Source organism: Streptomyces coeruleofuscus, from assembly GCF_039532725.1.
Taxonomy (GTDB): Bacteria; Actinomycetota; Actinomycetes; order Streptomycetales; family Streptomycetaceae; genus Streptomyces; species Streptomyces coeruleofuscus.
Genome location: NZ_BAAASE010000002.1, coordinates 845,183 through 865,673, shown reverse-complemented (window position 1 = coordinate 865,673; position 20,491 = coordinate 845,183). Strand labels below are relative to the sequence as shown.

16 protein-coding genes and 5 tRNA genes are annotated in these 20,491 nt (G+C 69.8%); 9 read left to right on the top strand and 12 right to left on the bottom strand.

Annotation, left to right across the window (positions count from 1 at the left end):
• Positions 1–83: 83 nt before the first annotated feature.
• The 4 genes from ABFX81_RS11125 to ABFX81_RS11110 form a co-directional block, all read right to left on the bottom strand.
• Positions 84–156, bottom strand: a tRNA-Lys gene (locus tag ABFX81_RS11125).
• 156 nt (positions 157–312) lie between these two features.
• A complete protein-coding gene (locus ABFX81_RS11120; RefSeq protein WP_086850820.1) occupies positions 313–2,436 on the bottom strand; it encodes a DEAD/DEAH box helicase in 2,124 nt (707 codons plus the stop codon).
• Positions 2,437–2,781: 345 nt separating this feature from the next.
• Positions 2,782–3,327, bottom strand: a complete 546-nt coding sequence (locus tag ABFX81_RS11115) for a hypothetical protein (RefSeq protein WP_346137974.1) — start codon at positions 3,325–3,327, stop codon at positions 2,782–2,784.
• An 87-nt stretch (positions 3,328–3,414) separates the two neighbouring features.
• The gene (locus ABFX81_RS11110) at positions 3,415–3,765 is read right to left on the bottom strand and encodes a metallopeptidase family protein (RefSeq protein ID WP_059420586.1); all 351 of its coding nucleotides are present in this window, start codon (positions 3,763–3,765) and stop codon (positions 3,415–3,417) included.
• A gap of 83 nt (positions 3,766–3,848) precedes the next feature.
• Here ABFX81_RS11110 and ABFX81_RS11105 point away from each other — a divergent pair, with 83 nt between their 5' ends.
• The 7 genes from ABFX81_RS11105 to ABFX81_RS11075 all read left to right on the top strand — a co-directional run bounded on the left by ABFX81_RS11105 (position 3,849) and on the right by ABFX81_RS11075 (position 10,575).
• Positions 3,849–5,435: a metallophosphoesterase gene (locus tag ABFX81_RS11105; protein WP_086844898.1), complete on the top strand. Its 1,587-nt coding sequence runs from the start codon at positions 3,849–3,851 to the stop codon at positions 5,433–5,435.
• An 80-nt stretch (positions 5,436–5,515) separates the two neighbouring features.
• Positions 5,516–5,588 (top strand) — tRNA-Glu (locus ABFX81_RS11100).
• A 35-nt stretch (positions 5,589–5,623) separates the two neighbouring features.
• A tRNA-Asp gene (locus tag ABFX81_RS11095) sits at positions 5,624–5,698 on the top strand.
• Positions 5,699–5,722: 24 nt separating this feature from the next.
• A tRNA-Phe gene (locus ABFX81_RS11090) sits at positions 5,723–5,796 on the top strand.
• Between the two features lie 235 nt (positions 5,797–6,031).
• Entirely contained in the window at positions 6,032–10,000 is a 3,969-nt protein-coding gene (hrpA, locus tag ABFX81_RS11085) for an ATP-dependent RNA helicase HrpA (protein WP_086844896.1), read from the top strand.
• Between the two features lie 93 nt (positions 10,001–10,093).
• Positions 10,094–10,168 (top strand) — tRNA-Asp (locus ABFX81_RS11080).
• 206 nt (positions 10,169–10,374) lie between these two features.
• Positions 10,375–10,575: a DUF6274 family protein gene (locus ABFX81_RS11075; RefSeq protein ID WP_086844894.1), complete on the top strand. Its 201-nt coding sequence runs from the start codon at positions 10,375–10,377 to the stop codon at positions 10,573–10,575.
• Between the two features lie 460 nt (positions 10,576–11,035).
• Here ABFX81_RS11075 and bldC read toward each other — a convergent pair whose 3' ends face one another.
• Positions 11,036–11,242, bottom strand: coding sequence for a developmental transcriptional regulator BldC (gene bldC, locus ABFX81_RS11070; RefSeq protein ID WP_003949541.1), 207 nt, complete (start codon positions 11,240–11,242; stop codon positions 11,036–11,038).
• Between the two features lie 607 nt (positions 11,243–11,849).
• Positions 11,850–12,695 (bottom strand): DUF8083 family protein, encoded by an 846-nt coding sequence (locus tag ABFX81_RS11065; RefSeq protein WP_086844892.1) that lies wholly within the window; start codon positions 12,693–12,695, stop codon positions 11,850–11,852.
• Positions 12,696–12,916: 221 nt separating this feature from the next.
• Between ABFX81_RS11065 and ABFX81_RS11060 the strand changes: the two genes are divergently transcribed.
• A complete protein-coding gene (locus tag ABFX81_RS11060; RefSeq protein ID WP_086844891.1) occupies positions 12,917–14,020 on the top strand; it encodes a Glu/Leu/Phe/Val dehydrogenase dimerization domain-containing protein in 1,104 nt (367 codons plus the stop codon).
• A gap of 299 nt (positions 14,021–14,319) precedes the next feature.
• Entirely contained in the window at positions 14,320–14,571 is a 252-nt protein-coding gene (locus ABFX81_RS11055) for a DUF3073 domain-containing protein (protein ID WP_020277200.1), read from the top strand.
• Between the two features lie 84 nt (positions 14,572–14,655).
• On the opposite strand, the gene purM is transcribed toward ABFX81_RS11055, so the two are convergent.
• The 6 genes from purM to ABFX81_RS11025 form a co-directional block, all read right to left on the bottom strand.
• Positions 14,656–15,723, bottom strand: a complete 1,068-nt coding sequence (gene purM / locus ABFX81_RS11050; protein ID WP_086844889.1) for a phosphoribosylformylglycinamidine cyclo-ligase — start codon at positions 15,721–15,723, stop codon at positions 14,656–14,658.
• 45 nt (positions 15,724–15,768) lie between these two features.
• A complete protein-coding gene (gene purF, locus ABFX81_RS11045; RefSeq protein ID WP_086844888.1) occupies positions 15,769–17,298 on the bottom strand; it encodes an amidophosphoribosyltransferase in 1,530 nt (509 codons plus the stop codon).
• Positions 17,299–17,361: 63 nt separating this feature from the next.
• A complete protein-coding gene (locus tag ABFX81_RS11040; protein WP_086844886.1) occupies positions 17,362–18,135 on the bottom strand; it encodes an META domain-containing protein in 774 nt (257 codons plus the stop codon).
• A gap of 68 nt (positions 18,136–18,203) precedes the next feature.
• Complete coding sequence (locus ABFX81_RS11035) at positions 18,204–19,001, bottom strand: sterol carrier family protein (RefSeq protein ID WP_086844884.1); 798 nt, start codon at positions 18,999–19,001, stop codon at positions 18,204–18,206.
• A 9-nt stretch (positions 19,002–19,010) separates the two neighbouring features.
• Positions 19,011–19,820 (bottom strand): M23 family metallopeptidase, encoded by an 810-nt coding sequence (locus ABFX81_RS11030; RefSeq protein ID WP_346137972.1) that lies wholly within the window; start codon positions 19,818–19,820, stop codon positions 19,011–19,013.
• Between the two features lie 47 nt (positions 19,821–19,867).
• Positions 19,868–20,353 (bottom strand): helix-turn-helix domain-containing protein, encoded by a 486-nt coding sequence (locus ABFX81_RS11025; protein WP_086844879.1) that lies wholly within the window; start codon positions 20,351–20,353, stop codon positions 19,868–19,870.
• Positions 20,354–20,491 lie beyond the last annotated feature (138 nt).

Here is a 20,491-nt window from a genome sequence, read left to right as displayed (position 1 = left end):
GAACGAAGCAGCGCCCGACCCGACCGAAGCCGAATCAGGCGCTGCGTAGCAGGTCAGAGGACATATCCCCCGCCCGCCTCCGGTAGGCCCTGTGGGACTCGAACCCACAACCAATGGATTAAAAGTCCACTGCTCTGCCAATTGAGCTAAGGGCCCAGGCGATGTTGCCCCCACGAGCATAGCCGGACCAGGCCGACTCTCCGATCGGGTATCGGTGACCCGGCCGTGCCGGAGGTGTGAAAACCCTCCGGAACGGCGAAGCGCCGTGGCCCCGTTGGTACGGAGGGCCACGGCGCTCGTCACGCCTGTGCGTCAGCCGTTGCGCTTCCAGCGCGGCTTGTCCTCGCGGCGCTGGAAGGAACCGCCGCCACGGTGGTCGTCACGACGGCCCTGCGGACGGTCGTGCCCGGGACGGTCGTGCCCGCCGGCGCGGAAGCCCGGACGGTCGTCCCGGCGGTCGCGGTTGAAGGGACGGTCGCTGCCACGGTGCCCGCCGCGCTCGTCCCGGCGGAAGCCGCCGCGGTCGTCACGACGCTCGAACGGACGACCGCCGCGGTCGTCACGACGCTCGAAGGAACGGCCGCCACGGTCGTCACGACGGAAGCCGCCGCGCTCACCCCGGTCGCCCCGGTCCGCCCGGTCGTCCCGGCGGAAGCCACCACGGTCGCGGTCACGGTCGAAGGAACGGCCGCCACGGTCACCGTCACGGTCCCGGTTGAACCCGCCGCGGTCGTCACGACGCTCGAAGGAACGGCCACCACGGTCGTCACGACGCTCGAAGGAACGCCCGCCGCGGTCGTCACGACGCTCGAACGAACGGCCACCACGGTCGTCACGACGCTCGAAGGAACGACCACCGCGGTCACGGTCGAAGGACCGGTCACGCCCGGCCCCGCCACGCTCCTCGCGCCGCTCCCGCCGCTCGTACGGCGCGGGAGCCTCGGAGCGCTGCTCGCGCTCGGCGTCCTGCGCCGTCCGCTGCTCCGGCACCGAGATCTCGACGCCGGCCGGAACCTCCGCGGGCTCCCCGGCGACCACGGCCGCAGGGTCCTCGCCACGCTCCCGGGCGACCCGGGCGAGCAGCCGGTCGGACTCCTCACGCAGCTCGTTCGCACGCCGCTGCGCCCGCTCCAGCTCCTTGGTGAGCTGGGCGACCTCGCGCTCGGCCTGCTGCGCGGCGTTGCCCACGGACTCGGCCTGGACCTCGGTCATCGACCGGGCGCCGGTGATCTCGGCGACCTCCGGGTCGAAGGCCGCGCCGCCCTGGATGATGTGGCGCGTGGCGTCGACGCCCGCGTCCTCCATCAGCCGGAAGATCTGGCGCCGCTGGTGCGGCAGGGACAGGGAGACGACCGTGCCCGTGCGGCCGGCACGCGCCGTACGGCCCGCGCGGTGCAGGTAGTCCTTGTGGTCGCCGGCCGGGTCCACGTTCAGCACCAGGTCGATGCCGTCGACGTGGATGCCGCGCGCCGCGACGTCGGTCGCGACGAGCACGTTGACGTACCCGTCCTTGAAGTCGGCCAGGGTCCGCGTCCGCGCGCCCTGGGTCATGCCGCCGTGCAGCGCGTCGGCCTTCACACCGGAGTCGCGGAGCTGCTCGGCGACGCGGTCGGCGCCCAGCTGGGTGCGGACGAAGATGATGGTGCGGCCCTTGCGGGAGGCGATGGCCGCGGTGACCGGCGCCTTGTCCTTGGGCTTCACGATCAGGATGTGGTGCGACATGGTCGTCACCGCGCCCTGGGCGGCGTCCACCTCGTGGTGGACCGGGTCCTTCAGGTACCGGTCGACGAGGGTCTTGATCTCGTTCTCCATGGTCGCGGAGAACAGCATCCGCTGACCGCCCGCCGGGATCTGGTCGAGCAGCTCCGTCACCTCGGGCAGGAAGCCAAGGTCGGACATCTGGTCGGCCTCGTCGAGAACGGCGATCTGCACGTTCTCCAGCGAGCAGGCGCCGCGGTTGATGATGTCGCGCAGCCGGCCCGGAGTGGCGACCAGGACGTCGACGCCCCTCTCCAGGGCGTAGATCTGGTTGCCCATGGACGTACCGCCGCAGACGACCTTCATCTTGAGGCCGAGGACGTCGCCGTAGGGCTGGAGCGCGTCGGCGACCTGCATGGCGAGCTCACGCGTCGGCGTGAGGATGACGGCCCGCGGCTTGTGCTTCTCGGTGCGGCCGCCGGCCAGCGTGGCCAGGGTCGGCAGACCGAAGGAGAGGGTCTTGCCGGAGCCGGTGCGGCCACGGCCGAGGATGTCCTTGCCGACCAGGGCGTCCGGGATGGTCGCGGCCTGGATCGGGAAGGGGGTGGTCACACCGTTCTGCGCGAGCTTGCGCACGACGCCCTCGGGGAGACCGAGGCCGGCGAAAGTCAGTTCGGGGGTGTCGTCGGCTGCCTCGTTCTCGGGCACGACGATGTGATCAGTACTGGCGATGGACATGCGAATGCGAAACCTTCCGGAGTCTCGTCGGCACGCGCCCGTCAACTCCGTGATTCGCGATTCGCAATACGACCGCCTCAATGCGGTCCACCACGGCAAGGGAGAGAGTACGCGCCACACGGCGCGCTCTGCAGTGGCGCCGGGCAAGATGGGATCAAACGATCTGCCACCATACGCACTCCGGGCCCCACAAGGCAAACCGGACTGTGCAGGAGGCAGCGGGCTGCTTTCCGAGGCCGGACAGCTTCCCGACCCCTCCAACCAACCCCCGGCCGGAAATGTTCCCGCTGAGGCGGTGAACTCCCGGCCCGCTGCGGCGACCGCCGCGACGGTGCGTCCCCGGCCCTACGCCGGTGACCCCGCCTCCGGTGCCGGCTCCCGCTGCGCCAGCTGCGGCCCCGGCGGCTCGTGCGCCGACGACGACGGCTCCGGCTTGTCCGTCGGCTCCGGCGACGTCGTCACCTCGGTCGGCGTCGGCGTGGGCTCGGGATCCGCCGACCGGGTGGGCGCCGGAGGGGCCGGCGGCTTCGGCGTCGGCCTGGCCGGCTTCCCCGGCTTGTCGCGCCCCGGCGCGGAGGCGCTCACCACGGCGGACGGCGACGCCCCGGGGGCCGTCGGCTCCCCCGCCCCACCGCCCTTGCCCTTCCCGCCCTTCTTCCCCTTCTTCCCCTTGCCGCGCCCGTGCTCGCCGTCTGCCGCCGCCGCGCCGAGCCCGGTACCGCCGCCCGACACCGCCGGGCCGCCGTCGGGCGCCTCGCCGCCCCGCTGCCCGGCGGAGTGCGACGGCTTGACGCTCCCGCCCGCGTCGTCGCCGACGCTCATGCAGCCGGCGGCGGCGGCGACGGCCACGACCGTGGCGGCCAGACGGACGGGTACGTACAAGGGGCGCACGGGGCCACCTCCGGGAAGGGTGATGGAGTCAACACCTCCAACTCCCGCCGCCCACAAGAGGACACGCGCCCCGCATTCACAACCCGCTCAGCCGTAGCCCAGGGCGTGAAGGCGCGCGTCGTCGATGCCGAAGTGGTGCGCGATCTCGTGCACCACTGTGATCTCCGTCTCGGCGACGACGTCCTCCCGCGACTCACACATCCGCAACGTGGGATTCCGGTAGATGGTGATGCGGTCCGGCAGCACACCGGCGTACCACTCGCCCCGGTCGGTCAGCGGAGTCCCCTCGTAGAGCCCGAGCAGCTCGGGATCGTCCGACGGCGGATCGTCCTCGACGAACACCGCGACGTTGTCCATCAATCGCGTCAACTCCGGCGGGATCCGGTCGAGCGCCTCGGCAACCAGTTCCTCGAACTCCTCGCGCGTCATCTCCAGCACAGGCCCATTGTCGGCCACGACACGGCCGTACGAGAGCCATCCGGCGTCGCATATCCGGCCCGTCACTTGGGCATACGGGACCAATGGCCCGCGTCCCCGCCGCAGTCCTGAGTGTCCTGAACCCGATCCGCAAGGCCCCGCACACCCTCGCCCGCCGCTACCGCTCCCGCCAGGCCCCGGCCACGGTCGAACTCGTGCCGCAGCCGCACCCCTGGTCCCGCGCGGTGGGACTCGTGGCCGTCGTCCTCCTCGGCGCGTGGCTGGGCCTGCTGGTCGTGGGCAATGTCCGGGTCCCGGTCGGCCCCATGAACACCACCATGACCCTGCGCCCCTCCTTCACGGGCGGCACCAAGATCAACATCTCGCCGCTGGGCGCCCTCCAGCTCGACAGCCACATCGCCCCCGTCCGCCTGGACGTGAACGTCGACCAGCTCGACCCGGAGCGCTCCCAGGCTCTGGTCGACCACCCCGAACGGCTCTCCGGCCTCCAGGACGAGGTCACCCAGGACGTCGGACGCGGCACCCTCGACCTGGCCCTCCGCTCGGGCGTCGCCGTCGTCGGCGGCGCCACCGCACTCGGCCTCGCGGTCTACCGCCGGCCCCGCCGCGCCCTGGCCGCCGGCGGCCTCGCGCTCACCCTCCTCGCCGCCTCGGGCGGCACGGCGTACGCCACCTGGCGCCCCGACTCCGTCCTGGAACCCAGGTTCTCCGGACTCCTCACCTCGGCCCCCTCCCTGGTGGGCAACGCGCGCAGCATCGTCACCGAATTCGACGTCTACCAGAAGGAATTGGCCCGCCTGGTCACCAACGTCACCAAGCTCTACGACGCCACCTCGACCCTCCCGGCCTACGCGCCCGACCCCTCCACCATCCGGGTCCTGCACGTCTCCGACATCCACCTGAACCCGGCGAGCTGGAAGATCATCGCCTCGCTCGTGGAGCAGTACAAGGTGGACGTGATCGTCGACTCGGGCGACACGATGGACCACGGCACGGCCGCCGAGAACGGCTTCCTGGACCCCATCGAGGACCTCGGGGCCCCCTACGTCTGGGTCCGCGGCAACCACGACTCGATGATCACCCAGCGCTATCTGGAGGGCCTGAAGAACGTCCACGTCCTGGACGACGGCCGGGCCAAGACGATCGAAGGCCTGCGCTTCGCGGGCATCGGGGACCCGCAGTTCACCCCGGACCGCTCGAAGCAGCCCGGCAACGAGCAGTCCCAGGAGCTGGCCGGAGCCCGTCTGGCCACGGCCCTGCGCGACCAGCGCACGGCCGGCACCCCGGTGGACATCGCCATCGCCCACGAGCCGTCGGCGGCCCGTGAGGTCGACGGCGAGGTGCCGCTGGTGCTGGCCGGCCACGTCCACCACGACGAGATGGAAGTCCTGAAGTACGGCACCCGACTCCGCATCGAGGGCTCCACGGGCGGCAGCGGCCTGCGCGCCATCGAGGGCAAGCACCCGGACCCCATCGAGGCGTCGATCCTGTACTTCGACCGGGACAACCGCCGCCTCCAGGCCTGGGACGAGATCGAACTGGGCGGCCTCGGCCTGACGACAGCCGAGGTCAGCCGCCACATCCCGGAGGAGAACCAACCGGGCGCGACCCAGTCCCCGACCACCCCCACGACGGAGTCCCCGTCGCAGTCCCCGACGCCCTCCTCGTAAACCGTTTTGGCGATAGCTCCCGCCATCCCATATGCTTCTCACGTCCCCGACGCGCTGAGAAGCGCCCAGGCGGGCCGATAGCCCTCATCGTCTAGCGGCCTAGGACGCCGCCCTTTCAAGGCGGTAGCACGGGTTCGAATCCCGTTGGGGGCACGCACCACCCTGTGCGACACTGTCGTACGACGCTTGGTCCTGTGGAGCAGTTTGGAGTGCTCGCCACCCTGTCAAGGTGGAGGCCGCGGGTTCAAATCCCGTCAGGACCGCTGAGGTTTCACGTGAAACCTCGTGGCTGGGTAGCTCAGTTGGTACGAGCGTCCGCCTGAAAAGCGGAAGGTCGCCGGTTCGACCCCGGCCCCAGCCACAGCCGCCCTCATCAGGGCTTGAGCCCCTCTCCATCTCTAGTGGAGAGGGGCTCTTTCGTGCCGTCTACGCCAACCGGTACGCCAACGCGCTCAGGAGAGGGTGTCCCTCACTTCTCGTGGGCGGCGGCTTGTGCGTTCGGGGATCCCTCACGCCCGCCCCCTGCGGGGCCGCCCCACCGCCGGAGGCAAAAGCGTTAGCCACGAATTTCCCGGGGATGAGATCCTGGATCCCGTATGTCTACGCAATCCGCCCCCGCCCTCGGCGCCCTCGCCCCCCGCCTGACCGAGCTGTCCCTGCGCGACGCGCACCGGCTCGGGCGCAGGCTCGAAGGTGCGCGCAAGATCCGTAAGCCGGAGGCCCGGTCCGCCGTCCTCGCCGAGATCGAGGCCGAGATCGCCAAGGGCGAGGAGCGCATCGCCACCCGGCGCGCCCGCGTGCCCGCCGTCACGTACCCCGAGCAGCTGCCGGTCAGCCAGAAGAAGGACGACATCGCGGCCGCGATCCGCGACCACCAGGTCGTGATCGTCGCCGGCGAGACCGGCTCCGGCAAGACGACCCAGATCCCCAAGATCTGCATGGAGCTCGGCCGGGGCGTGCGCGGCATGATCGGCCACACACAGCCGAGAAGGATCGCCGCCCGCACTGTCGCCGAGCGCGTCGCGGAGGAGCTGAACACGCCCCTCGGCGAGGCAGTGGGCTGGAAAGTCCGCTTCACCGACCAGGTCGACCCGGACGGCACCTTCGTCAAGCTCATGACGGACGGCATCCTGCTCGCCGAGATCCAGACCGACCGCGAGCTGCGCGCCTACGACACGATCATCATCGACGAGGCCCACGAGCGGTCCCTCAACATCGACTTCCTGCTGGGCTACCTCGCCCAGCTGCTGCCGAAGCGCCCCGACCTCAAGGTCGTCATCACTTCGGCCACCATCGACCCCGAGCGCTTCTCGCGGCACTTCGGCGACGCCCCGATCATCGAGGTCAGCGGCCGTACGTACCCCGTGGAGGTCCGCTACCGGCCGCTCCTGGAGGAGGACGGCGACGACGCCGACCGCGACCAGATCACCGCCATCACCGACGCGGTGGAGGAGCTCCAGAAGGAGGGCCAGGGCGACATCCTGGTCTTCCTCTCCGGCGAGCGGGAGATCCGCGACACGGCAGACGCCCTCACGAAGAAGAACTACCGCTTCACGGAGATCCTGCCCCTCTACGCCCGGCTGTCGCACGCCGAACAGCACCGCGTCTTCCAGCAGCACACCGGACGCAGGATCGTTCTGGCCACGAACGTCGCCGAGACCTCCCTCACCGTCCCGGGCATCAAGTACGTCATCGACCCGGGCTTCGCCCGGATCTCCCGCTACAGCCACCGCACCAAGGTCCAGCGCCTCCCCATCGAGCCGGTCTCGCAGGCCAGCGCCAACCAGCGCAAGGGCCGCTGCGGCCGTACCTCGGACGGCATCTGCATCCGCCTCTACAGCGAGGACGACTTCAACGCCCGCCCGGAGTTCACGGACGCGGAGATCCTCCGTACGAACCTCGCCTCCGTCATCCTCCAGATGACCGCGGCCGGCCTCGGCGACATCGAGAAGTTCCCCTTCATCGACCCGCCGGACCACCGCAACATCCGCGACGGCGTGCAGCTCCTCCAGGAGCTGGGCGCCCTCGACCCGGCGCAGAAGGACCCCCGCAAGCGGCTCACGGACACCGGCCGCAAGCTCGCCCAGCTGCCCGTCGACCCGCGGCTGGCCCGCATGGTCCTGGAGGCGGACAAGAACGGCTGCGTGCGCGAGGTCATGGTCATAGCCGCCGCGCTGTCCATCCAGGACCCGCGCGAGCGCCCCGCCGACAAGCAGACCCAGGCCGACCAGCAACACGCCCGGTTCAAGGACGAGACCAGCGACTTCCTGGCCTACCTCAACCTCTGGCGCTACATCCGCGAGCAGCAGAAGGAGCGCGGTTCGTCCTCCTTCCGCCGGATGTGCAAGCAGGAGTACCTCAACTTCCTTCGCATCCGCGAATGGCAGGACATCTACAGCCAGTTGCGCACGGTCGCGAAGCAGATGGGCATCCACCTCGACGAGGACGATGCCCCGGCCGACCGCATCCACGTCTCCCTCCTCGCGGGCCTGCTCTCCCACATCGGCATGAAGGACGTGAAGGACGCCGGTGGGGAGGGCGGGAGGAACGCCGGGAAGAACGAGTACCTGGGCGCCCGCAACGCCAAGTTCGCGATCTTCCCCGGCTCGGCCCTCTTCAAGAAGCCCCCGCGCTTCGTGATGTCCGCCGAGCTCGTCGAGACGTCCCGCCTCTGGGCCCGCGTCAACGCCAGGATCGAGCCCGAGTGGGTCGAACCGCTCGCCGGCCACCTCCTCAAACGCACGTACAGCGAACCGCACTGGGAGAAGGACCAGGCCGCGGTGGTGGCGTACGAGAAGGTCACGCTCTACGGCGTGCCGATCGTGGCGCAGCGGAAGGTCAACTACGGCCGGATCGACCCCGAGGTCAGCCGCGACCTGTTCATCCGGAACGCACTGGTCGAGGGCGACTGGCGCACGCACCACAAGTTCTTCTCGGACAACCGCAGGCTCCTCACCGAGGTCGAGGAGCTGGAGCACCGGGCCCGGCGCCGGGACATCCTGGTCGACGACGAGACGCTGTTCGACTTCTACGACCAGCGGATCCCGGAACACGTCGTCTCCGGCGCGCACTTCGACTCCTGGTGGAAGCACAAACGGCACGAACAGCCCGACTTCCTCGACTTCGAGCGCGAGATGCTCCTCACCGAGAAGGCGGGCGAGGTCACCAAGGCCGACTACCCGGACTCCTGGCGCCAGGGCAATCTCAAGTTCCGGGTGACGTACCAGTTCGAGCCGGGCGCGGACGCCGACGGCGTGACCGTCCACATCCCGCTCCAGGTCCTCAACCAGGTCACGGACGAGGGCTTCGACTGGCAGATCCCGGGCCTCAGGGAGGAGCTCGTCACGGAGCTCATCCGCTCCCTGCCCAAGCCGATCCGCCGCAACTACGTCCCCGCGCCGAACTACGCGAAGGCGTTCCTGGACAAGGCGGTCCCCTTGCAGGAGCCGCTCACCACGACCATGGCCCGCGAGCTGCGGCTCATGGTCGGAGTCCCGTTCGACGCCGAGGACTTCGACTGGGGCAGGGTCCCCGATCACCTGAAGATCACCTTCCGGATCGTCGACGAGCGGCGGCGCAAGCTCGCCGAGGACAAGGACCTGGAGGCACTGAAGCTCAGGCTCCGGCCGAAGGCCCGCAAAGCCCTCTCCCAGGCGGCGGCCGCCACGGCGGAACGCCAGGGCGGCGAGTCCCTGGAGCGCAAGGGCCTCACCGACTGGACGATCGGCACCCTCACCCGCGTCTTCGAGACGAGGCGGGCCGGCCAGCCGGTGAAGGCGTACCCGGCGCTGGTCGACGACGGCGACACGGTCTCCGTACGCCTCTTCGACACGGAGGCCGAGCAGCAGCAGGCCATGTGGAAGGGCACCCGCCGCCTGATCCTGCGCAACATCCCGGTGAACCCGGCGAAGTTCGCCTCCGAGAAACTGACGAACCCGCAGAAGCTGGCGCTGTCCGCGAATCCGCACGGCTCCATCCAGGCGCTGTTCGACGACTGCGCGATGGCGGCCGCCGACAAGCTGATCGCGGACTTCGGCGGGCCGGCTTGGGACGAGGAGTCGTACCGCAAGCTGTACGAGAAGGTGCGCGCCGAGATCGTCGACACGACCGTCCGCACGGTGGGCCAGGTGCAGCAGGTCCTGGCCGCCTGGCAGGCCTGTGAACGCCGCCTGAAGGCCGTACGCAGCCCCGCGCTGCTGCCGAACCTCCAGGACGTGCGGAGGCAGCTGGACGCCCTCGTGAAGCCCGGCTTCGTGACGGAGGCGGGTCTGCGTCGGATGCCGGACCTGATGCGCTACCTGGTGGCCGCGGACCGGCGTCTGACGCAGATGCCGACGAACGTCCAGCGGGACACCACGCGGATGCAGAAGGTCCACGAGATGCAGGACGAGTACGCCTGGCTCCTGGAGCAGATGCCGCAGGGCCGGCCGGTGCCGTCGTCGGTCCTGGACATCCGCTGGATGATCGAGGAGCTCCGGGTCAGCTACTTCGCCCACGCGCTGGGCACGGCGTACCCCGTCTCCGACAAGCGGATCGTGAAGGCGATCGACGCGTCAGTGCCGTAACGGCGTGCGCACGCAGGGTGAGTTCGACCAGGGCCCCACCCTCCTGTACAGTCTCTTCTCGCAGCGCAACGCACGAATGGCGCCGCGAAACCTGGTCCTGTGGAGCAGTTTGGAGTGCTCGCCACCCTGTCAAGGTGGAGGCCGCGGGTTCAAATCCCGTCAGGACCGCAGCAAGGAAAGAGGGCCCGCACCCCGCAAGGGGCGCGGGCCCTTTCTCGTGACCAAGCCCAGATCTTTGGATCTGGGCTCTTTCTTGTGCGCCCCTGACCTGCGAGACGCCACCTCGCGGCCCCTCACGCCGTCTTGACGGCCTGTCGTTCCCTCGGTACCCAGAAACCAGGGCCGTTCCCCGTTCGGCCTTCTGGAGGTGGCGCATGACGGCATCGGCTAGGCACGAGACGCGGGCCCTGCTCCGTGCGCACCTGGCGGCCGCGTCGTCGTACCGGCATCTCACTCGCCACTGTCCGATCTGCCATCACCTGCTGCGGCTGGCGATGGAGTCCGCCCAGTCCGCCCCTCGCACCGCCCAGGCCTCCCAGGGGGCCGTCGAGAACGAGAGCCCTGCGCGGGCGTGACCGGGGCCGGTCCCAACAACCGTCCGCGCAAGGGGCTCTGGAGCCGGGAGTTCCACTACCGCACCCGCGGTGGAGCCAACAAGCCGCTTGGTATGTGACGGGTGTCACCGCATGAGTTTTGGAAAGTGCGGTACTTACACCCCGCCTACAACAAGTCAATTTAATATGTGCAATTGCACCCCATCGACGGTGCTGCACACAGGGGATGCGACACCCCTCCCCAGACTCCGACAAGGCCGCTCACAACAGGGCTCAGCGGACCGACAGCCGGCGCACAAAAAAGATCGCGCTGGACCCGGCGGAGTCCAGCGCGACCGACGACGCACCCTGTATATGCCTGGAGAGCTCTGACTGGCGTGGGCGTGGGACCTGTTGGGGCAGGACCCGCGTCGCTTGGAGCTGTGGTTCCGGACGCCTCGACTGATGGGGGACCAGCCGGTTTGCCCGGTTATTCAGTTGTTCAGGCCTCGCTGCGCTGCTGCGGAATGCCCGCGAGCAGAGCGCGGACCTCGGCCTCGCGGTAGCGGCGATGCCCGCCGAGCGTGCGGATCGACGTGAGCTTGCCGGCCTTCGCCCACCGCGTGACCGTCTTGGGGTCGACGCGGAACATGGTGGCGACCTCAGCCGGGGTCAGCAGCGGCTCGGCATCAGGGGTGCGAGCGGTCATGAGCGGCCTCCTCGGGAGAACCGAACCTTCTCGGTTCTTTCCTCTAAATTCTGCACCTTGACCCGCGTTGCCCGAAATGGCGGACGCGAGTCGAGTCGGTTATAGGACGAACGGCTTGTCCTCGGCACTACAACTACACCATCTGTCCAGCCGCGTCGGCCAAACCGATGGAATTGCCCTCCCAGGTGTTCATCAGCGACGGAAGCCGATGGACCATGCCATAGCGGACAGTCACGCCACTGTGACGATCAGTCACAGCGGCGATCAGGAGTCATCAGACGTCATCAGACCCCCCAAAGCGTGCAATGCGGAGATTCCGCCCACGATGCAACACAACGGGACGGAAGGAGCCCCCCGGACTCCTTGTCCTATTTTGGCATGAGGAGGGGCAAGGGGCGCAAGGGTCATGTACGTGCAGTCCGTCACGTTTGGCCTACTTGAGAGGTACGCCCGGATCGGAACCTACGTCCGTTGTTGACAAGGCGTCAGTAGACGCAGAGCGCACTTCAGGAACGTCGGTGCGAGGACGAAACCCCAAAACGGGCGGTACGTCAAACGCCTGTTCGTGACCGGTCGCGAGCGGTCCGTAGGATCCGAAGGTCAGAGGTCAGTTCGCCGACCGCAGATCCCGGACGGAACGCCACCGGTCCACCAGGCGGGCGTACGCCTCCCCCGCGGCCGCCCCGTCGCCCCGGCGCAGCGCGGCGATGCCCTCCGCCACGTCCGCGGCCGAGTGGTCGTGCTCCAGCGCCCCGGCCGGCAGGGCGTGCACCAGGCCGCCGTAGTCCAGCTCCACGAGCGAGCGCGGGTGGAACTCCTCCAGCCAGCGTCCGACGTCCACCAGGCCGTCGATCAGCGGCCCCTCGTCCATGGCCTCCTTCAGGGCCCGCAGGCCCCGGGCCACGCGCCGCCGGGCCTGGACCATGGGAGTGCGGTAGCGCAGCACCGGCGGGCTGTCCTCGCTGTCGCCCTTGTCGTACTCGCGCTCCTCGTCGGCGACCAGCACGAACCAGTTGATCGGCACCTGCCAGGTCGCCGTACGGATCCACGGCCGGGCGTCCGGGTTCTCCGCCAGCCAGCGCTCGTAGTCCTGGGCCGCCTGGTGGCGCAGGACGGGCGGCAGGACCGCGTCCAGGACCGGCGGCGGGAGCTCCTCGGAGAGCTCTTCCAGGGCCTGCCAGCCGCGCAGCCGGGTGCGCCAGGGGCAGACGCAGACGACGCCGTCGACGTCCAGCACGAAGGCGTCCTGGCTCTCGTGCACCGGCACCAGGACCGGCGGGGTGGGCGCCAAGTCTGCCAGGGCGCGGCGGAGTTCGTCCTGGTACGAGGGACGCTCCGGACGGCGCGCGTAGCGGGCCCAGTGGCCGCGCTCCGGCTCCGGGAAGGCGGCCAGCGGTTCGTACACGCGCAGATAGGTCGCGTAGGGGACGATCACCGAGGACACCTTGGGCACGCCTGCTCCCTCCCCCGCCCATCGTCGCGAAAACCTGCGGAACCATTCACAAAAGCACGGGAAATCTATGCAAATCGTCGCACGGCTGTACTCCGGTCGGAGGTGATCCTGAGCACTGTGCGGCCGGCGGGCGCACCAGGCTCTAATCTCGTGCTCACAGTCCCCGCCACCCGCACGGGAGCTGGTCTCCACCCGCCGCAACTTACTCAGGAGTCACCACAGTGACCGACGTAACCGGCGCACCTGCTGATGTACTGCACACCCTGTTCCACTCGGACCAGGGGGGTCATGAGCAAGTCGTGCTCTGTCAGGACCGCGCGAGCGGCCTCAAGGCCGTCATCGCCCTCCACTCCACCGCCCTGGGCCCCGCGCTCGGCGGGACGCGCTTCTACCCGTACGCGAACGAGGCCGAGGCCGTCGCCGACGCGCTGAACCTCGCCCGCGGGATGTCGTACAAGAACGCCATGGCCGGTCTCGACCACGGCGGCGGCAAGGCCGTGATCATCGGCGACCCGGAGCGGATCAAGACCGAGGAGCTGCTCCTCGCCTACGGCCGGTTCGTCGCCTCCCTCGGCGGCCGGTACGTCACCGCCTGCGACGTCGGCACGTACGTCGCCGACATGGACGTCGTGGCCCGCGAGTGCCGCTGGACCACCGGCCGCTCCCCGGAGAACGGCGGCGCCGGTGACTCCTCCGTCCTCACCGCCTACGGCGTCTACCAGGGCATGCGGGCCTCCGCGCAGCACCTGTGGGGCGACCCCTCGCTGCGCGCGAAGCGGGTCGGCATCGCCGGCGTCGGCAAGGTCGGCCACCACCTGGTGGAGCACCTGGTGAAGGAAGGCGCCGAGGTCTTCGTCACGGACGTGCGCGAGGACGCCGTACGGCGGATCACCGGGCGGCACCGGGACGTCATGGCCGTGAAGGACACCGACGAGCTGATCCGCATCGACGGTCTGGGCATCTACGCCCCCTGCGCGCTGGGCGGGGCACTGGACGACGACACCGTGCCGGTGCTGACCGCCGAGGTGGTCTGCGGCGCCGCCAACAACCAGCTCGCCCACCCGGGCGTGGAGAAGGACCTCGCCGACCGCGGGATCCTCTACGCGCCGGACTACGTGGTGAACGCCGGCGGCGTCATCCAGGTGGCCGACGAACTGCACGGTTTCGACTTCGAGCGGTGCAAGGCGAAGGCGGCGAAGATCTTCGACACCACGCTGGCCATATTCGCACGTGCGAAGGAAGACGGCATTCCGCCGGCTGCCGCGGCCGACCGGATCGCCGAGCAGCGCATGCACGACGCGGCCGCGGCCCGCCGGGCGGCCTGATCCGGGAGCGCCCTCGTACGTTTGGCCGGTACCCGTCGGTGGGCAGTTAGAGAGAACTCTCACTTCTACCGGCGGGTCGACCGCCGATAAGTGGTTAAAATCGCGGTTGACCAGCGAGGACGGGGCGCCTCGAAGGTCCTGGGCGCGGGCACGTCATGCGGGCGACGTACCGTATGGGCGCGGGCTCAGGTACCGTGGAAGCCCTACGGACCGGTCTCTCCGCGGAGAGTCCGTGCCGGACCATGAACGCGTGTCAAGACTCTGGGGCCGTCGAGCCCCGTCGTTGAGGGGGTCGAGCCATGGGGCGCGGCCGGGCCAAGGCCAAGCAGACGAAGGTCGCCCGCCAGCTGAAGTACAACAGCGGTGGGACTGACCTCTCACGCCTGGCCGAGGAGCTGGGTGCATCGCCTTCGAATCCGCAGCCGCCTAACGGCGGGCCGTTCGAGGACGATGATCAGGACGACGACCTGTACGCACGGTACGCCGACCTCTACGAGGACGACGATGAAGACGAGGACGACCAGTCCTCGCAACACCGTCGCGGCGCTTGACCCTGCACTGAGCACTCACCCGGTCGGTGACTTCGGTCACCGACCGGGTTCTGTGCTGCCCGCAGGGTCACGGCCCTCCGTGCCTCAGTTCGCGTAGTCACCGATCAGGGCGGCGCCGGTGGTGTGCTCGCCCCGGTCCGTGATCTCGCCTGCCACCCAGGCGTCCACGCCGCGGTCGGCCAGGGTCGCCAGGGCCACGTCCGTGGACTCCTGCGGCACGATCGCGATCATGCCGACGCCCATGTTCAGGGTCTTCTCCAGCTCCAGGCGCTCGACGTTCCCCGTCCGCCCGACGAGGTCGAAGACCGGACCCGGGGTCCAGGTGGAGCGGTCGACGATCGCGTGCAGCCCGTCCGGGATGACCCGGGCGAGGTTGGCCGCGAGTCCGCCGCCGGTGACATGGCTGAAGGCGTGCACCTCGGTGGTGCGCATCAGGGCCAGGCAGTCCAGCGAGTAGATCTTCGTCGGCTCCAGCAGCTCCTCGCCGAGGGTGCGGCCGAACTCTTCGATGTGGGTGTCCAGGGCCAGGCCCGCCTGGTTCAGCAGGACGTGCCGGACGAGGGAGTACCCGTTCGAGTGAAGACCGGAGGACGCCATGGCGATCACCGCGTCACCCGTACGGATACGATCCGCGCCGAGCAGCCGGTCGGCCTCCACGACGCCCGTACCGGCGCCGGCGACGTCGAAGTCGTCCTCGCCCAGCAGGCCCGGGTGCTCGGCCGTCTCACCGCCGACCAGAGCACAGCCGGCCAGCACACAGCCCTCGGCGATGCCCTTGACGATGGCGGCGACACGCTCGGGGTGGACCTTGCCGACGCAGATGTAGTCGGTCATGAACAGCGGCTCGGCGCCGCACACCACGATGTCGTCCATGACCATGGCGACCAGGTCGTGGCCGATCGTGTCGTAGACGCCGAGCTGGCGGGCGATGTCGACCTTGGTGCCGACGCCGTCCGTGGCGGAGGCGAGCAGGGGCCGCTCGTAGTTCTTCAGGGCGGAGGCGTCGAAGAGGCCGGCGAAGCCGCCGAGGCCGCCGAGGACCTCGGGGCGCTGGGCCTTCTTCACCCACTCCTTCATCAGCTCGACGGCGCGGTCGCCCGCTTCGATGTCGACGCCCGCGGCTGCGTAGCTGGCACCAGTTGTCTCAGACATGGCTAATGAGAACCTTCGTGTCGTACAGCAGGTATTGCGGGCTGCCTACGGGCGGCGGATCGCGTCGGCGGCGGCCGTGGCGGCCGGGCCGGCGGCCAGCTCCGTCTCCAGGAGCTGCTTGCCGAGCAGCTCGGGGTCGGGGAGCTCCATCGGGTACTCGCCGTCGAAGCAGGCGCGGCACAGGTTCGGCTTGGCGATGGTGGTCGCCTCGATCATGCCGTCGATGGAGATGTAGGCCAGGGAGTCGGCGCCCAGGGAGGTGCCGATCTCGTCGATGCTCATGCCGTTGGCGATGAGCTCGGCGCGGGTGGCGAAGTCGATGCCGAAGAAGCAGGGCCACTTCACGGGCGGCGAGGAGATCCGGATGTGGACCTCGGCGGCGCCCGCCTCGCGGAGCATGCGGACCAGGGCCCGCTGGGTGTTGCCGCGCACGATCGAGTCGTCGACGACGACCAGGCGCTTGCCCTTGATGACTTCCTTCAGCGGGTTCAGCTTCAGGCGGATGCCCAGCTGGCGGATGGTCTGCGAGGGCTGGATGAACGTCCGGCCGACGTAGGCGTTCTTCACCAGACCGGCACCGAAGGGGATGCCCGAGGCCTCGGCGTAACCGATGGCCGCCGGGGTGCCGGACTCCGGGGTCGCTATCACCAGGTCGGCCTCGACCGGGGCTTCCTTCGCGAGCTTGCGGCCCATCTCCACGCGGGAGAGGTAGACGTTCCGGCCGGCGATGTCGGTGTCCGGGCGGGCCAGGTACACGTACTCGAAGACACAGCCCTTGGGCTTCGCTTCCGCGAACCGGGACGTGCGCAGGCCGTTCTCGTCGATGGCGACGAACTCGCCCGGCTCGATCTCGCGGACGTAGGAGGCGCCGCAGATGTCGAGGGCCGCGGACTCGGAGGCCACGACCCAGCCGCGCTCGAGGCGGCCGAGGACCAGGGGGCGGATGCCCTGCGGGTCGCGGGCCGCGTAGAGGGTGTTCTCGTCCATGAAGACGAGGCTGAAGGCGCCGCGCACCTGCGGAAGGACCTGGCCGGCCGCTTCCTCGATGGTCAGCGGCTTGCCGTCCTCGTCGACCTGGGCCGCGAGGAGCGCGGTGAGCAGGTCGGTGTCGTTGGTGGCCGCCACACGCGGCGTGCGGCCGCCCTCCTGCTTGGGCAGGTCGGCGACCATCTCGGCGAGCTGGGCGGTGTTGACGAGGTTGCCGTTGTGGCCGAGCGCGATGGAACCGTGCGCGGTCGCGCGGAACGTCGGCTGGGCGTTCTCCCACACGGAGGCGCCGGTGGTCGAGTAGCGGGCGTGACCGACCGCGATGTGACCCTGGAGCGAACCGAGTGAGGTCTCGTCGAAGACCTGGGAGACCAGGCCCATGTCCTTGAAGACGAGGATCTGTGAGCCGTTGCTGACCGCGATTCCCGCGGATTCCTGGCCTCGATGCTGGAGGGCGTAGAGCCCGAAGTACGTGAGCTTGGCGACCTCTTCGCCCGGAGCCCAGACACCGAAGACGCCGCAAGCGTCCTGGGGGCCCTTCTCACCGGGGAGCAGGTCGTGGTTGAGTCGTCCGTCACCACGTGGCACGCCACCGAGTGTAGGCGAGGTCGTCCACTGGTCCGAATTGGGGATACCGGACTTTTCAGTGGATCACTGCTCTGCGACGGCTCGCACACTCGTGCCGTTTTCGCTGGTCAGCGTCAGAGTTTGGTGATCCACTCCGTACTTCAGCTTTCCGTCGAAGAGTCGCAGCAGGGTTTTCTCGTCGGACATGAGTGAGTCTTCGCACATCATTCGGGTCGTGGACGGGCGGCCGAGGGTGATATCGCCGTCGCGGACGGTGGCCTCGGCGTTCACCTTGTTGCAGCCGAGGCTGCCGGAGACGGTGCCCTTCTTCTCGTCGAAGGTGAGGTGGGCGCGGCCATCGGTCTCCGGGGTCGTGACGGTCCACTTGGTGCCGCTCAGCGGGGCGTCCTCGGCCTTGGTCAGGCGGACGGTGTCCCCCTGGTCGGTGGTGAGGGTGAGGCGGTCGCCGTCCACCCGGGCCTTGAACTCCCGGTCGGAGAGAGTGCGGGCGAGGGCCTCCTCGAACTCCATGGGCTTGTTCTCGCAGGCCATTTGCGTGGACATGGTCTTGCTGAGCCGGATGCGGTCGCCGTCGACGGTGGCGTCGGCGCCGAACTTGTTGCAGCCGTAGCTGCCCTCGGCCCGGCCCTTGTCGATGGTCACGTGGGCGCCGGCCGGGGCCTTGTGGGTCCGGCCGTCCGCGGTGACGCTGTCCACGCTCCACCGGACGCCCGTCACCGGCTTCTCGGCGCGGACCGAACCGCTGCCGCTGTCCGCCTTCTCGTTGCCGCAGGCCGCCATGAGCGGGACGAGCATGGCGGCGGCCGTCAGGGTCATGCGCTGCTTCTGCCTGTCCATGCCACTTCGACGGGCGACCCGGGGGGATCGGTTCCCCTTACGGCGCCGGTTCCCTCCTGTGCCGCCGCTCATTCCATCAGCGGCAGGAAGGCGGACAGATCCGCCCGCTCCCCGCTGGCGCTGACGCGGGTGTCCTGGCGCGCCTGCGCCCAGGTCAGCCGCCCGGTCGCCAGCCGGATCCAGGTCAGCGGGTCCGTCTCGACGACGTTGGGCGGGGTGCCCCGGGTGTGCCTCGGGCCCTCCACGCACTGCACGACCGCGAACGGCGGAACCCGTACCTCCGTCGAGCCGCCGGGCGCCTTCGCTGCCAGCGCGTCGGCGAGCAGCCGGGTGCAGGCCGCGAGGGCCTGACGGTCGTAGGGGATGTCCAGGCCCGGGACGGCGGCGTTGAGGTCGTCGGTGTGGACGACGAGTTCGACGGTGCGGGTGACGAGGTAGTCGGCGAGGGTCATGGCGCCCGTGCGCGTGGCGAGCAGGCGGGTGCCGGGGGCGTCCGCCAGCTTCTCGGTGAGGCGTTCCCCGGTGTCGGCGTAGAGGGCGTCGAGGTCGGGGTGGGCCTCGGCGAGCTGCCGGGTGTCGTCGGCGATGCCGGCGGCACGGGCGGCGGTGGCGAAGGGCCAGTCCAGGAGGGCGAGCTCCGCTTTCGCCGGCTCCTCGCGGTCGAGGTTGCGGCTGACGCTCTCCACGGCCAGCGTCACGTGCGCCGCCAGCTCCCTGACCGTCCAGTCACCGAGCCGCGTCGGACGCGCCAACTGCTCGGCGCCGAGGGCGCGGACGGCCTGCCGTACGTTCCCGAACTGGGTGGACACGGCCGTGCGGATCTTGGCGGGGTCGTAGCTGCGGGTGCGCTTCTTGGCCGGGGGCATGGCGTCAGCCTAAGGGCGAGTCACGGCTGCCGGATGGGCCTCGAAGATCTCCCCGTTGGCGGGCACGCCGATGCCGTGCCAGGTGAAGGGGATGCCCCGGGCCGCGTCCGGGTCGGGGCCGTCCATCAGCTGGAAGTGCAGGTGCGGCTCGGAGGAGTTGCCGGAGTTGCCGCAGCGGGCGAGCACCTGCCCTGCACGCACGCGGTCGCCCTCGCGGACGGTGAGCGAGCCGCGCTGGAGGTGGGCGTAGGCGGCGTAGGTGCCGTTGCCGAGGTCCAGGATGACGTGGTTGCCGAGGATCTGGCGGACACCGGACATCTCTCGCACCGAGCCCTCGATGAGCATCAGGTACAGCAGGCCCGGCAGCGAGTTGCGGCTCAGGTGGTCGCGCCGGCCGTCGCAGGCCCGTACGACCGTGGCGTCGGCGACCGCGAGGATCGGGGCGCCGAAGGCCGGGAAGGCCTGGGGGCGGCGGGCGAGCGGCCACAGCCAACGGAATGCGGGGCGGGAGCCCGGCTCGGGCTCGGCGAGGATGTCGATGGCGTACGTCTGCCCGTGAGCGTGGATGCCATGGCTCGGGGTGCGGTCGGCCGGGCTGTTCAGCGCGGACCAGCGGCCGGTGACGGGCGGGGCGACCTCGAGGGGTTCCCGGGCCTGGCGAGGGCTGTCGGGGGCGCCACCCCACCGGTGGGCGACGGTGACGACGACGTACGCGAGGGCCAGCAGCAGGCAGTTCCACAAGACGTGGTAGCCCCAGCCGAGGCAGATGTGGGCGATCACCAGCGCGATGAAGGCCAGCTGGAGGCCCTGGAAGGCCACCACGCCAAGCTTGCGTGCGGACCTACGTTCCCCCGGTTCCGTCGCTGTCAAGGACGGGCCGTCGTCACCGCCACCAGCAGCGGTACGACCCGCTCCGGCGGCACCTCGTAGCGGCCCCTGCCGGTCGTGCGCAGCCAGCCGGTTCCGGTGAGCTGGCGCAGGTGGTGGTAGATCTGGCCGGTCGTGCCGACCTCGTCCAGTTCGGCGAGTTCCGCCGCGGTGTGCCGACCGCCGAGGATCTCGCGGAGCAGCCGGAGCCGGACCGGGTGGCCGAGCGCCGCGAGCGACTCGGCGACCGGTGTCCAGTCGTCCTCCATCAGCCCTTCCGTCAGCGTCCCCATCTGCCACGCGTACTCCTCGCCCCCCGGCAGGCGTACGAAGCCGGTGTAGAGGACGCCTCCGTCGGCGGCTTCCAGCTCGGACAGTTGCTCCTTCAGCCCGTTCAGGGCCCAGAAGTCGCCTTCGTCGAGGCGGGGTCCGGCGCGGTGGGCGGCGCCTTCCAGGACCGCCAGCCGGCGCTCGAGGTCGTCCACACGTTGCTCTAGTTCCACTCCGTGATTATTACGGAACTACGTAATCACGCGCAAGGGTTCGGGATCGGCCGAGGGCAAGCACAACACCGGCACCCGGGCCCCAGAACCTGCGAAGGCCCCGCCGGTCACCATGACCGG

Coding starts and splice junctions, on each gene's coding strand:
- ABFX81_RS11120 (WP_086850820.1), bottom strand. CDS start 2,436: ATGTCCATCGCCAGTACTGATCACATCGTCGTGCCCGAGAACGAGGCA.
- ABFX81_RS11105 (WP_086844898.1), top strand. CDS start 3,849: ATGGCCCGCGTCCCCGCCGCAGTCCTGAGTGTCCTGAACCCGATCCGC.
- hrpA (WP_086844896.1), top strand. CDS start 6,032: ATGTCTACGCAATCCGCCCCCGCCCTCGGCGCCCTCGCCCCCCGCCTG.
- ABFX81_RS11075 (WP_086844894.1), top strand. CDS start 10,375: ATGACGGCATCGGCTAGGCACGAGACGCGGGCCCTGCTCCGTGCGCAC.
- bldC (WP_003949541.1), bottom strand. CDS start 11,242: ATGACCGCTCGCACCCCTGATGCCGAGCCGCTGCTGACCCCGGCTGAG.
- ABFX81_RS11055 (WP_020277200.1), top strand. CDS start 14,320: ATGGGGCGCGGCCGGGCCAAGGCCAAGCAGACGAAGGTCGCCCGCCAG.
- purM (WP_086844889.1), bottom strand. CDS start 15,723: ATGTCTGAGACAACTGGTGCCAGCTACGCAGCCGCGGGCGTCGACATC.
- ABFX81_RS11040 (WP_086844886.1), bottom strand. CDS start 18,135: ATGGACAGGCAGAAGCAGCGCATGACCCTGACGGCCGCCGCCATGCTC.
- ABFX81_RS11035 (WP_086844884.1), bottom strand. CDS start 19,001: ATGCCCCCGGCCAAGAAGCGCACCCGCAGCTACGACCCCGCCAAGATC.